The sequence below is a fragment of the Flavobacterium difficile genome (genome assembly GCF_011392115.1).
Classification (GTDB): Bacteria; Bacteroidota; Bacteroidia; order Flavobacteriales; family Flavobacteriaceae; genus Flavobacterium; species Flavobacterium difficile.
The window spans coordinates 236,356-250,558 of record NZ_JAAJBT010000004.1; the positions used below are offsets into that span (position 1 = coordinate 236,356).

The 14,203-nt window shown below is 31.3% G+C and carries 9 protein-coding genes and 2 tRNA genes; 3 read left to right on the top strand and 8 right to left on the bottom strand.

The window, feature by feature from the left end:
* Positions 1–20 precede the first annotated feature (20 nt).
* A tRNA-Pro gene (locus G4D72_RS08710) sits at positions 21–95 on the bottom strand.
* A 7-nt stretch (positions 96–102) separates the two neighbouring features.
* Positions 103–186, bottom strand: a tRNA-Ser gene (locus G4D72_RS08715).
* Positions 187–441: 255 nt separating this feature from the next.
* Here G4D72_RS08715 and G4D72_RS08720 point away from each other — a divergent pair.
* Together G4D72_RS08720 and G4D72_RS08725 are read left to right on the top strand one after the other, a co-directional pair.
* Positions 442–1,620 carry an acetyl-CoA C-acyltransferase gene (locus G4D72_RS08720; RefSeq protein WP_166077286.1) on the top strand — a complete coding sequence of 393 codons (1,179 nt, stop codon included), beginning with the start codon at positions 442–444 and terminating at the stop codon, positions 1,618–1,620.
* A 75-nt stretch (positions 1,621–1,695) separates the two neighbouring features.
* The gene (locus tag G4D72_RS08725; protein ID WP_166077287.1) at positions 1,696–2,457 is read left to right on the top strand and encodes a C40 family peptidase; all 762 of its coding nucleotides are present in this window, start codon (positions 1,696–1,698) and stop codon (positions 2,455–2,457) included.
* Positions 2,458–2,815: 358 nt separating this feature from the next.
* On the opposite strand, the gene G4D72_RS08730 is transcribed toward G4D72_RS08725, so the two are convergent.
* Complete coding sequence (locus G4D72_RS08730; RefSeq protein ID WP_166077288.1) at positions 2,816–4,765, bottom strand: KUP/HAK/KT family potassium transporter; 1,950 nt, start codon at positions 4,763–4,765, stop codon at positions 2,816–2,818.
* 159 nt (positions 4,766–4,924) lie between these two features.
* Between G4D72_RS08730 and pheT the strand changes: the two genes are divergently transcribed.
* Positions 4,925–7,354 carry a phenylalanine--tRNA ligase subunit beta gene (pheT, locus tag G4D72_RS08735; RefSeq protein ID WP_166077289.1) on the top strand — a complete coding sequence of 810 codons (2,430 nt, stop codon included), beginning with the start codon at positions 4,925–4,927 and terminating at the stop codon, positions 7,352–7,354.
* A 69-nt stretch (positions 7,355–7,423) separates the two neighbouring features.
* Here pheT and G4D72_RS08740 read toward each other — a convergent pair whose 3' ends face one another.
* From G4D72_RS08740 to G4D72_RS08760, 5 genes are all read right to left on the bottom strand, one after another.
* The gene (locus tag G4D72_RS08740) at positions 7,424–8,428 is read right to left on the bottom strand and encodes a DUF6588 family protein (protein WP_166077290.1); all 1,005 of its coding nucleotides are present in this window, start codon (positions 8,426–8,428) and stop codon (positions 7,424–7,426) included.
* A 2-nt stretch (positions 8,429–8,430) separates the two neighbouring features.
* Positions 8,431–10,371: a DNA topoisomerase (ATP-hydrolyzing) subunit B gene (gene gyrB / locus G4D72_RS08745; RefSeq protein ID WP_166077291.1), complete on the bottom strand. Its 1,941-nt coding sequence runs from the start codon at positions 10,369–10,371 to the stop codon at positions 8,431–8,433.
* 320 nt (positions 10,372–10,691) lie between these two features.
* Positions 10,692–12,308, bottom strand: a complete 1,617-nt coding sequence (gene asnB / locus G4D72_RS08750; RefSeq protein WP_166077292.1) for an asparagine synthase B — start codon at positions 12,306–12,308, stop codon at positions 10,692–10,694.
* Positions 12,309–12,546: 238 nt separating this feature from the next.
* Entirely contained in the window at positions 12,547–12,999 is a 453-nt protein-coding gene (locus G4D72_RS08755; RefSeq protein ID WP_166077293.1) for a GreA/GreB family elongation factor, read from the bottom strand.
* A 35-nt stretch (positions 13,000–13,034) separates the two neighbouring features.
* A complete protein-coding gene (locus G4D72_RS08760; RefSeq protein WP_166077294.1) occupies positions 13,035–14,099 on the bottom strand; it encodes a carboxypeptidase-like regulatory domain-containing protein in 1,065 nt (354 codons plus the stop codon).
* Between the last annotated feature and the right edge of the window lie 104 nt (positions 14,100–14,203).

The window sequence follows — 14,203 nt, forward strand, 5'->3', positions numbered from 1 at the left end:
TGGATGACAAAGAATTTCTGTCGGGGTGGCAGGATTCGAACCTGCGGCCTCCTGCTCCCAAAGCAGGCGCGATAACCGGGCTACGCTACACCCCGAAAAAAGCGGAGAGACAGGGATTCGAACCCAGGCGACAGTTACCCGTCGACAGATTAGCAATCTGCTCCATTACCACTCTGGCACCTCTCCTATTCATTATGCAAAGAACTATCCTTTTTTGCGGTTGCAAATATATGACAACATTATTTTATTTCCAATAAAAATTTAGCATTATTTTTAAATAAAAAACAAACTTACTAAATATCAACCAAATACACTAATTAATAAATATAACAATAATTAAATTTTGGATATAATTTCAATAAACTTGCATTTAAAAAAGCAAGAATTCCTTTAAAATTTACTAAAAATTCGTTACTTTCGCCAAAAATAAAACAAATCACAATGAGCAAAAAAGTAGTTATCGTATCAGCTGTTAGAACTCCTATTGGTAGTTTTATGGGCGCATTATCAAGTGTACCAGCCACTAAGTTAGGAGCAGCAGCTATAAAAGGCGCTTTAAATAAAATAAATTTAAATCCTTCTTTAGTAGATGAAGTGTTAATGGGGAATGTTGTTCAGGCTGGAAACGGTCAGGCTCCAGCTCGTCAGGCTGCTTTATTTGCAGGTTTATCTAATGATGTAGTTTGTACTACAGTTAATAAAGTTTGTGCTTCTGGAATGAAAGCAGTTATGCAAGGCGCACAAGCTATCATGGCTGGTGACGCTGAAATTGTGGTTGCTGGTGGAATGGAAAATATGAGTTTAATTCCTCATTACGCACATTTAAGAAATGGTGTAAAATTCGGACCAACTACTTTTGTAGACGGCATGCAAAAAGACGGACTTACAGATGCTTATGATGGCAATGCCATGGGAGTTTCTGCCGACTTATGTGCTACAGAACATAATATTTCTCGTGAAGAACAAGATAATTTTGCTATTCAATCTTATTCACGTTCAGCTGCTGCTTGGGATGCTGGAAAATTTGATGCAGAAGTTGTTCCTGTAGAAGTTCCTCAAAGAAAAGGTGACCCAATCATCGTTTCTAAAGACGAGGAATACACTAATGTGAAATTAGACCGTATTCCTACTCTAGCTGCAGTTTTTACAAAAGAAGGTACTGTAACTGCCGCAAACGCTTCAACAATTAATGATGGTGCTGCTGCATTAGTATTAATGAGCGAAGAAAAAGCAAATGAATTAGGTTTAACGCCATTGGCATATATCAAATCTTACGCAGATGCTGCTCAAGAACCAAAATGGTTTACAACTGCTCCTGCAAAAGCTTTACCAAAAGCATTAGATAAAGCTGGTCTTTCAGTTGCTGATGTAGACTTCTTCGAATTTAACGAAGCCTTTTCAGTTGTTGGTTTGGCTAATGCGAAAATCTTAGGATTGGATAATAATAAAGTTAACGTAAATGGTGGTGCAGTTTCTTTAGGACATCCTCTGGGTTGTTCAGGAGCTAGAATTATAGTAACTTTAATTAATGTTTTACAACAAAACAATGCAAAATTAGGTGCTGCAGCGATCTGTAATGGTGGCGGTGGTGCTTCTGCAATTGTTATTGAAAGAGCATAACTAATTAATAATTTTAAAATTAACAATTGATAATTGACTTTTAATTATCAATTGTTAATTATCAATTATAACTGAATGTTTGGAATTTGTAATTTAGGAATTGTACCCATAAGAAGTGAAGCCAGCGATAAAAGCGAAATGGTTTCTCAATTGTTATTTGGAGATACTTTTAAAATCATAGAAACAACTCCTAAATGGACTAAAATAGTAACCACTTTCGATACTTATGAAGGTTGGATTGACAACAAACAATTTCAAAATATTACTGAAAATCAACACCAACTTTTAGAAAACTCTGAAAATATTTTAAATGGAGAATTGATTGATTTTATTTCTTATGAAACCAATCAACTTATGCCTATTCCTTTAGGAAGTTCGTTAAACTTCTTAGATGTAAATGAAATTAACATTACAAATTTTCAGTTTGAAGGTAAAAAAGAATGTGGTATTAAACCAAAAGACAATCTTCTTAAGACAGCTTTTTTATATTTAAATGCTCCTTACTTGTGGGGTGGAAAAACACCGTTTGGGATTGATTGTTCTGGATTCACACAAATGGTTTATAAACTAAACGGTTATAAACTTTTAAGAGACGCTTCGCAACAAGCGATTCAAGGTGATGCGTTAAGTTTTATTGAAGAAAGTGAACCTGGCGATTTAGCGTTTTTCGATAATGACGAAGGAAATATCATTCATGTAGGAATTATGATGGATAACAATTATATCATTCACGCTTCAGGAAAAGTTAGAATTGATAGAATTGATCATTTGGGAATATATAATGTTGATACCGGAAGACATACACACAAATTGAGAGTAATCAAAAAAGTGATATAAATCAAAATTAAAAAGCCAGAATATCTAAGAAGTTCTGGCTTTTTTATGTTTTATTTTTTTTATTAATTCAAAGAAATTTATTTCTCATCAGAAATACTTGTTTTTTGAAAATCATTATTCAACATTTTTTCCAACTTCTTTTTCTCTTTTTTATTTACTCTAATAAAATATAGAATTAATAAAAACACTAGCACAACAACCACAATCAGTAGTAGAAAACTCTCCATGATGACTTTTTATAAAGTTAATCTATTTTAAGTTATTTCAAATTTAAATCGAAACAAATTGCATTCATTTCTCGGAATTATATAAAACTAAAAAAGCCAGAATATGAATTCTGGCTTTTTTAGTTTTATTCTCAATCTATTCTCGTTAACTTTATAGCTTTCGTTTCAGAAATCTTTAAAGGAAACTTCTCAATAGTAACAGATCCTGGATCTAAACCAAATGCTTTTTCTTCAGATAAGCCCATTTTTTTCAAAATATTATAACCGTCTAAAATTAGTTTTTCATAGAACGGTAATGCATTATCATAAGACATGAATTTCTCAATCAAAACAAATCTAAAATCACTTATAACTTTATGTTTGTTTAATGAAGTATATCTACTTGTTAAATCTACTTCTCCTCTTTTTTGCATGTCTTTTACAACTTGTGCAAACATTTTATTGAACTTTGGAGCTACTCTAAATCCTAATCTAAAATCTACTCGAATGACATCATCATGAATAAATTCACAAACTCTGTATTCCATCGTATACGGCTCATCTACAACATGTACGTGGGCAAACCAATAAATATCGGCACGTTTTGGGCTATTATTTATAATAGAATAAATAATTTTAGACTCTATTTCATATCTGTTATCAGCACTAGTTAAATACACTAAATTAGTGGCATATTTCGCTACAGATTCATCTCTACTTAAATCTTCTAAAACAGGTAAATATTTATCTAATTTTACAAATTCAACAAATCTGTTTCTAATTTTTCTAGCGAAATACCAACAAGTCATTACCGCAAATAAGACAAAAGCAATGATTAAAGTGATGTAACCTCCTTCAAAAAACTTGTGCATACATGCATATAAGAAAGCCAATTCAATAATAATATAAACAGATATAATAGTAAAAATAAAGTACTTATTGTATCGTTTTAATATCATGTAAAAATTCAATAAAGTGGTAGTCATTAACATCGTTAGCACAATTGCTAAACCATACGCACCTTCCATGGCAGCTGATTCTTTAAAATGTAAAACTATAAAAATACAACCTGCCCAAAGTATCCAGTTTAAAGAAGGAATATATAATTGCCCTTTTAATTCGGTAGGATATTTGATTTTAACTTTAGGCCAAAAATTCAAACGAATTGCCTCATTAATTAAAGTAAATGAACCACTAATTAAAGCTTGAGAAGCTACAATAGCTGCTAAAGTAGCAATTGCAATACCAACTGGTAAAAACCACTCCGGCATTACACCATAAAATGGGTTAGTAATACCAGCTTCTGCTAATGTTTGTCCGTTATGTTGAATCAACCAAGCACCTTGACCTAAGTAATTCAAAATCAGAGTTGTTTTTACAAAAATCCAACTTATTCTGATGTTTTCTTTACCACAATGTCCTAAATCTGAATACAACGCTTCTGCTCCAGTTGTACATAAAAAAACAGCTCCTAAATACAAATAACCACCATGAACTGAAAGTAATTTATATGCATAATAAGGATTTAAAGCCGAAAGAATATCTAAATTAGAAAACAATTGTACCAAACCTAAACCACCTAACATTCCAAACCAAAGCAACATTACAGGCCCAAAAAATTTACCAATAAATTTGGTTCCGAATTGTTGTATGGCAAACAATAAAGTTAGAATAATTAAAATAATAGGCAGCGTTTGAATGTCTTTATTAATCACTAACAAACCTTCAATAGCAGAAGCTACAGAAATTGGTGGTGTAATAATTCCATCTGCTAAAAGTGTACATCCTCCTATAATTGCAGGAAATAAAAGCCACTTAATTTTAGTTTTTCTAATTAAAGCATACAAAGAAAAAATTCCTCCTTCTCCATTATTATCCGCTCGAAGGGTAATAACTACATACTTTATAGTAGTTTGTAGTGTTAAGGTCCAAAATATACAGGAAATGGCTCCTTTTATTATTTCTGAATCAATTGGCTTTGATCCAATAATTGCTTTTAAAACATACAATGGAGAAGTTCCGATATCTCCATAAATAATACCTAGTGTTACTAGTAAACCGGCTGCAGATAGTTTATGCAAGCCATGATGACCTTTTTCCATTTTGAAATTTATAAACGAATTACAAAATTACAAAACTATATCATTCTAAATTGAATTTACATAAAAATATTTTAACAAAATTTTAATAACTAGCCTACAATAATACTTTCAAATTCTAATCAATTACTTATCTTTGTATCCTTATTAAAATTCATAAAAATGCGTATTTCTTACAATTGGTTAAAACAATTTATTAAAATAGACTGGAAATCAGATGAAACAGCTGCTTTACTTACAGACTTAGGTTTAGAAGTAGAAGTTGTAGAAGCATTTGAAAGTGTTACAGGCGGACTAAAAGGTATTGTTGTTGGACATGTTTTAACGTGTGAAAAACATCCTGATGCAGATAAATTAAAAATTACAACTGTAGATTTAGGTGATGGAAATGCGCCTGTACAAATTGTTTGTGGTGCTAGTAATGTTGCTGCTGGCCAAAAAGTTCCAGTTGCAACAATTGGTACTAAATTATACGATAAAGAAGGAAACGCTTTTGAAATAAAAAAAGGAAAAATCAGAGGACAAGAAAGTCATGGTATGATTTGCGCTGAAGACGAAATCGGTTTAGGAGAAAGTCATGACGGAATTATGGTTTTAGCTGAAGATTTAGTTCCTGGTACTCCAGCAAGCAAAGTCTTCAATATAGAAGTAGATGAAGTTTTCGAAATTGGTTTAACACCAAATCGTGCTGATGCTATGAGTCATATGGGAGTAGCTCGTGATTTAAAAGCGGGATTGTTACAATCTAATGTAACCACAGAATTTATTACTCCGTCTGTAAGTAAATTTAAAGTCGATAAAAGAACCTTAAAAATTGATGTTAATGTTGTTGATTCTAAATTAGCACCACGTTATGCAGGTTTAACTATTTCTGGAATTACTGTAAAACCTTCTCCAAGTTGGTTACAAAATCGTTTAAAAGCTATTGGTTTAACTCCGAAAAACAATGTTGTTGACGTAACCAATTATGTATTACATGAATTGGGGCAACCTCTACATGCTTTTGATGCGAATAAAATTAAAGGAAATAAAATTATAGTAAAAACTGTACCAGCTGGTACAAAATTTACAACTTTAGATTCTGTTGAACGAACCCTTCACGAAGAAGATTTAATGATTTGTGATGAAAATGGTCCGATGTGTATTGCTGGAGTTTTTGGTGGAGCCAATTCTGGAGTGACAGATTCTACAACAAATATTTTCTTAGAAAGTGCTTATTTTAATCCAGTTTCCATCAGAAAAACAGCTAAACGTCATTCGTTATCAACCGATGCTTCGTTCCGATTTGAAAGAGGAATTGATCCTGAAATTACTGCTTATGCTTTAAAACGTGCTGCTTTATTGATTCAAGAAGTAGCCGGTGGAGAAATTACTTCAGATTTAATTGACATTTATCCGAAAAAGATAGAAGATTTTAAAGTGGTTTTAAACTTCGAAAAAGTAAATAAAGTAATTGGTGAAGAACTTAAAAAAGAAACCATTAAAAATATTTTAGCTTCTTTAGATATTAAAATAAATAGTATTTCCGATGCTGGTTTAGGTTTAAATATTCCTTCTTACCGAGTAGATGTGCAAAGAGAAGTTGATGTTATTGAAGAAATTTTAAGAGTTTACGGATATAATAATATTAAAATTCCAAGTAAAATTAATGCTTCTGTATCGAATTCATCAAGAACTGAGGAATTTAAAGTACAAAATATTATTGCTAATCAGTTGTGTTCATTAGGATTTAATGAAATGATGGCCAACTCGTTAACCACTTCAAATTATGTCGCTTATTCTGAACAAGTTAAAGCGGAAGAAACGGTTACAATGTTAAATCCATTAAGTAGTGATTTATCTGTAATGCGTCAATCTATGTTATTTTCTGCATTAGAAGCGGTTTCGTATAACGTTAATAGAAGAAATTCTGATTTAAAATTATTTGAATTCGGGAAAACATACCACACAATCGAAGGAAAATATACAGAAAAAAAGCATTTAACTATAACAATGACTGGAAATGCTACTTCTGAAAACTGGAATGTAGCTCAAAAACCAAGTGATTTCTTTTTATTTAAAGGATATGTAAATGCTATTTTATCAAAATTAAATATCGATTCAAAAGTTAAAACTGTTCCTGTAACTCATGATGTGTTTGCGGAAGGAATTGGTTTGGCTATTGGAAATGAAATTATTGCCGAATTTGGTACCATCAAAAAATCATTATTAAAACATTTTGATGTAAAACAAGATGTGTTTTTTGCCGATTTAAATTGGGATGCAATTCAGAAATATGTTTCGAATAAAATCAAATTAGTTGATATTCCGAAATTCCCTGAAGTAAGAAGAGATTTAGCGCTTTTAGTAAATGACTCAGTAACTTTCGAGCAATTATTTTTAGTTGCGAAACAAACTGAAAAAGCTTTATTAAAAGATATTAATTTGTTTGATGTTTATGAAGGTAAAAATCTTCCAGAAGGAAAAAAATCTTATGCACTAAGTTTCATTCTTCAAGATACTTCAAAAACTTTAACAGACGTTCAGATAGATAAAATCATGAGCAAGTTGCAAAATAATTTTGAAGCACAATTAGAAGCTGTCTTAAGATAATCTTACAAATACAATAAAAAAAACACCTCAAAATATAACTTTTGAGGTGTTTTTTTTTAATAAAATTTATTAATTTACTTTATAGGAAATTCCCATATTAAAATTCATAAACTTTCCAAAGGCAAAAGCACTCATTAAATTTAATTTTTCAATACTATAATTTAGAGCAATTTCGCCTATATAATTTGTTTTTCGTTTTTGTATTGTATCTAATAAACCATTTATAATTTGTTGCGCAGGAATAAGATTTTCAATGTCGCCTTTTTCCCCACTAACTATGTAATTAAAATCACTTATATTTACGATAAAACTTCCTAATATTTCAAGTTTTTTAATTTCTTTTGAAACAGACAATTGATAATGATAGGTATCTACAATACCATTTAAATTATTAATCCCTAAATTTCCAAAACTGGTGTTTACATCTAAAAAATCGAAACTTATATCTTCATTTGAATAAAATGACAAGGCTGATACATAGATTTTTTTGCTTTCTAACTTAGGGAAATACTGACTCAGGTTGTGCTTAACACCAAAACCGTATACTTGATAATCACCTCTTTTTAAATCTGTTTTGTTTGAAAAACGTCCAATAATTTCTGAACCACTTGGTAAAGCAAATGAAAAATCTAAATAAGGATAAATTATAAATTCTTGATTGACACCTTTTGGAGTTTTCAATCGAACTTGTTGCCCTCCTAAATCGCCTACTAAACTTACAGAAGTGTCATTTCCCAGAGCAGTTGGAACTTCAAGTGAATTGGCGCCTTGAATTTCAAAAAACTTAAAATCGGAATTCGATATCGTAAAACTTCTATCAGAATTAGGAACTTTGAAAGTATTGGCATGAATTCCAACACTAATTTGCCAATCTTTTTTTCTTTTTGCAGAATCTATCCAAGCAGAAGAAGCTTGATATACAGCTCCATCAGTTGCAGGAATTAAATATTGCTTGGAATACAAAAGGGCATCTTCTAAAAGATACCCTATTTGTTCAAATTGTGTAGATGTTTGCGCTTTTAGTGTCGACATAAACAACATAAAAACCGTAAAAAGAACAATTTTATTTTTCATTTTTACACATCTATATTTGCATAAGCTGCATTTTTTTCAATAAACTCTCTACGAGGCGGAACCTCATCACCCATTAACATCGAGAAAACTCTATCTGCTTCACCTAAATTATCAATTGTAACTTGACGGAACGTTCTGAATTCTGGATTTAAAGTAGTTTCCCATAATTGTTCCGCATTCATTTCTCCTAAACCTTTATAACGTTGAATACTTGTTCCACCACCAAGTTCTAGAGAAATTCTATCACGTTGATCATCATTCCAAGCATATTGTTTTTTATTTCCTTTTTTAACTTGGTACAATGGCGGTTGAGCGATATACACGTGTCCACCTTCAATCAATTCCTTCATAAATCGGAAGAAGAAAGTTAAAATTAAAGTTGAAATGTGAGAACCATCTACATCGGCATCACACATAATAACTACTTTATGGTAACGCAACTTAGATAAGTTTAAGGCTTTACTATCTTCTTCAGTACCAACGGTAACTCCTAAAGCTGTAAAAATATTTCTAATCTCTTCGTTTTCAAAAACTTTATGTTGCATCGCTTTTTCCACATTTAAAATCTTACCTCTTAATGGTAAAATAGCTTGGAAAAATCGGTCACGACCTTGTTTTGCTGTACCACCTGCAGAATCTCCCTCAACAAGGAAAATTTCGCATTTAGCAGGATCTTGTTCCGAACAATCAGATAATTTTCCTGGTAAACCACCACCGCCCATAACGGTTTTACGTTGTACCATTTCACGCGCTTTTTTGGCTGCATGACGGGCCTGCGCCGCTAAAATTACTTTTTGAACGATCGTTTTAGCATCATTTGGATTTTCTTCTAAATAATTTTCTAGCATTTCAGCAACTGCTTGCGAAACTGGTGAAACTACTTCTCTATTTCCTAATTTTGTTTTAGTTTGACCTTCGAATTGTGGTTCTTGAATTTTAACCGAAATAATTGCAGTTAAGCCTTCACGAAAATCATCACCAGCAATTTCGAATTTTAACTTATCTAGTAAACCTGAGGCGTCTGCATATTTTTTTAAGGTACGTGTAAGTCCCATACGGAAACCTTGCAAATGCGTACCACCTTCATGCGTATTAATATTGTTTACATAAGAAAAAATATTTTCAGTGTAAGAAGTGTTGTATATTAAAGCCACCTCAACTGGAATATCTCCTTTATCATTTTCCATGCTAATTACATGAGAAATAATTGGTTCTCTGTTTCCATCTAAAAATTTAATGAATTCTTTTAAACCTTCTTTAGAATGAAACGTTTCTACAGGTTGACTTCCGTCATCAGCTAAATGTCTTTTATCTGTTAAAGTAATGGTAATTCCTTTATTTAAGAAAGACAATTCACGCAAACGAGCAGCTAATGTATCGTAAGAATATTCGAGAGTTTGAGTAAAAATTGTTGCATCTGGTTTAAAAGTAACTATTGTTCCTCTTTTATCCGTTGTTCCAATTTGTTTAACAGGGTATAAACTTTTTCCTTTTTCATATTCTTGTTCATAAACTTTTCCATCTCTATGAACGGTTGCTCTTAAATGATCTGAAAGCGCATTTACACACGAAACCCCTACTCCGTGAAGTCCTCCAGAAACCTTATAAGAATCTTTATCAAACTTTCCTCCTGCTCCAATTTTAGTCATAACAACTTCTAAAGCAGAAATCCCTTCTTTTTTATGAATGTCAACAGGAATACCACGACCATTATCTTCAACAGTAATCGAGTTATCTTCGTTTATGGCTACGTAAATCGTATCACAATGTCCGGCTAAAGCCTCATCGATAGAGTTATCTACAACTTCATAAACTAAATGGTGTAATCCACGAACTCCAGTATCTCCAATATACATGGAAGGACGCATTCTAACATGCTCCATTCCTTCTAATGCCTGAATACTATCGGCAGAATAACTGGCTTTTTTATTTTCTTCGCTCATAATACTTATTCTAAATATTCTATTTTATAAAAACAAATATAACAAATTCAACAAAAAACAAGAAGCAAAAAACACCTCAAACTACCTAAGTTATCAACATTTGTTAATTTCTAAAATAAGCGCTTAAAACGGCTAAAAAGTAGCTTAAAATTAAAATTACACTATTATAATCCAACCCAAAAATCAAGAAAATAAAATAACTTCTTAAATCGAACATAAATGCCATACTAAAATTTTACGAAAACAGTTTATCTCAAAAAAAAGAGCATTAAAAAATAAATTTTAATACTCTTTTCAAACAAACACAATATATAACTATTTTAAACTTTTTCAATTTCCGAAGCAATCAGAACATCTGCTTTTACATGTGCAGCATTCGCTCTTCCGCTAGGATCTTGATTTTCTTGCCATTTCGGAATCCATTTTCTAACGGTTTCTGCTGCGCTAGTTTGTGGATAAAACTTATGGAAAATTCTTCTGTAAAAAAACGCTTCTTTAGTTGTAGGTGTATTATATGGAAATAACTTAGACGCCCTTTCAAAGTCAGCATCAGAAACTTGTGAGGTGCAATATGCTATTAGCGTATCGATCCAATTGTATCCCACACCATCTGAAAATTGTTCTTTTTGTCGCCATAACACTTCTTCTGGCAAGTATGGTTTTTCTGGTGTATCAAATGCTTTTCTTAAAATATATTTTTCGATGCCTTCATAGGTTTTTGGCTGTTTTTCTTCTGGTTTTATTTTGATAGCTAATTCTAAAAATGCTTTATCTAAAAATGGTACACGGGCTTCTAATCCGTGAGCCATGGTCGATTTATCGGCGCGTAATAAATCGGCTGTAAATAATTTTTGTACTCTATCTATAGTTTCTTGCTGAAAATCAGCAGCGCTTGGAGCATTTCTAAAGTACAAATAACCGCCAAAAACCTCATCAGCACCTTCACCTGACAGTACCATTTTAATACCTTTTTCTGTAATAGCTTTAGATAAGAAATACATAGGCGTACTTGCTCTAATTGAGGTAACATCATACGTTTCCAAATGCCAAATTAATTTTTCTAAAATTTCAATTCCTTGTTCGATGGTGAAATGAATTTCATGGTGTTCTGTTCCAATAAACTTGGCCACTTTTCTTGCTGCTTTAGTATCTGGTGAATTGGCATCTAAACCGATTGAAAACGAATGTATTTTTTGTCCAGTTCCCTCTAATAAACGACAAGCAATTGAAGAGGTTAAGGATGAATCTAATCCTCCAGAAAGTAAAACCCCAAAAGGAACATCTGCCATCAAGCGCTTTTGAACTGCTTGAGTTAATATTTTTCTAATTGACTCGTAGTCAATTTCTTCAATAGCTTTCGAAGCATCTTCCCATTCTGGTTGATAGTATTTCACAAAACCTGTTTTTTCAGTATAAATATGTCCAGGAGGAAAGGTAGAAAAAGTAGTACATTGATCGGCAATAGCTTTCATTTCTGAAGCAAAGTATTTTCTACCACGCTCATCAATTCCGTAATATAAAGGTTTGATTCCAAGTGGATCACGAGCTGCAATATAATCGTCTCCATCAATTACAACAAAAGCAAACATTCCGTCTAAAAAGTTACAAAAATCATAACCAAATTCTTCATATAAATGTACAATAACTTCAGAATCGGAAGTGGTTCTAAAAGTATGATTTCTTAAAATCGTATCTCTTAATTCCTGATGATTATATATTTCACCATTATGAATCATCCAAGCAGAAGATGTTCCCTGAATAGGTTGTTTTCCTGTATGCAAATCGACAATTGACAAACGTTCATGTGCTAAAAAATGTCCATTTTCTGTCATATGAATATCACTTTCATCTGGGCCACGATGACTCATGCGTTTTGAAAGTTGTTTTACTAATTCTTCATCTTTTCCTTTTCCGATAATGGCTAATATTCCGCACATAATTTTATATTTTATTATTTATTTCTTGAAGCAAAATTGAAAAATAAAGCTTACGAATAAAACCAAATAAGTCTATTTGATTTAATTTTTAAACTAAATTTATGTTTTTTAAATAAATAATAAAATAAAAGATTACAATATTGAAGGTTTACTTACAATTTTAAAAAATTGTCACGAAGACACGAAGAATAAAAAGTAGCTGCGTAATTGTTTGTTTTAGCTTATTTTGTATAAAATCTTATAATATCTCTAAAATTTTATAAGTCACATTGTTTACAGGAAATTCTGAATTTATAGTTTTATGCATCAATTGCATCCCCAAAGGAGATTGAGGAGAAATTGCAAAAACCACCTGATTATCAACAGTAATTTTTGGTAAAGCTGTGCCAACAAAAACCGTTAAATGATTGGTTTTTACTAAACTTCCAAGTATGACCTGATCTGAAACTTTGTCGATATCTAATTTGGTTAAAATAGCTTGCTGTTCAAGAGCTTCTTTTAATTTATTAGCGATTTTTTCTTGTTCAATGTGCAACTTAGACAAAGTGGTTTCGTGTTTGTCTCCTGCAGAGGATTTGGCGTCATTTTGCGCATCATTTGTTAAAGAATGAATTAAATCCTGATAAATATCTATTTTATCTTGAAGTAAGGTTTGGTATTGAGAAAATATTTTTTGTTTGAAGTTTGGCATTTTTAAATTTTCTGAGTTAAAAGTAGGTTCAAATTTTAATTGTTCGTTTCGACTTCTTTTTCAAGATTTTCCAGTTCAAAATTCAGCGGCAAAATATTACCAACTTTTTGTTGACCGATATCACCTCCAAAAACAATTCTATCCCTATGAGAATTATTTCCAAAATTATCTACATAAAAAACATCAGTTTTAAAAATCACTCTTGATTGCCTGTTTTTTTTATACAAAAGATTAAAATCTGCATGAACAGGAATTTCATTTTTGGCAACTAATCCTTCCAAAGGTTTAATGGTTTGTTTTACTTCTACTTTGTTTAAATCATCATTATATTTTGAAACAATGAAATACTCATTAGCTTGAACACTGTATCTGTCTTTAAACAAAATAAAGCCATTATTCGACCAAGCATTTGTTACAATATTTTTAAAAAAATGCATGGAAGAACCTAAATAGACATCTTTTCTGTTTTTTAAGATTTTCGCTTCCGAATTGTTATCTGTATATTTTGCAGTTCCTAAGTACATGTTTTCGCCAACCGCACGTGAATGAATACTTTTATATTTAAATCGTACGTAAAAAGTATGCAAATCAAAATCAATTGTATACCCTAAATAAGGATTATTAATTTTAATTGGTTCTACACTTGTTGCTGTAAAAGTTAAAGTTTTTAAATCGTAATTGAAATCAATTGCATCTTCGTTTAAAATTTTACAAGCTTTTCCATATTTTGTTAGACCAAGAAATTGTTCTTTAAACAATTTTAATTTTTGTTTTCTGGTATACCCATCCTTTATAATTAAAACAGTTTCTATTTCATTTTGTTTTGGTACCAGAATGAAAACAAAATAATCTTTTTCATATGGATTGGATATAATGATATCTTCAAAACCTAAATACCTGACAATTAATAAGGTGTTGAACTTGTTTTTTTCTACTATTTCAAAATTACCATTGGCATCGGTTGTGGTTCCAATTGTGGTTCCATCCAAATACACAGAAGCGCCTTCAATAGGTTCGTTATTAGCATTGGTTACTTTTCCTTTAATGCTTTGAGATAAAACGAATATTGGAAACACTAAAAATATTATAATTTTATTCACTTAATTATTTGTTTTTCAATAACTTATTTTTTTATTGAATTTCAGAAATGCTAACAACTTAACAAATTATTTGTCAAACGTATTTAACTTTAAAATTTGTCATT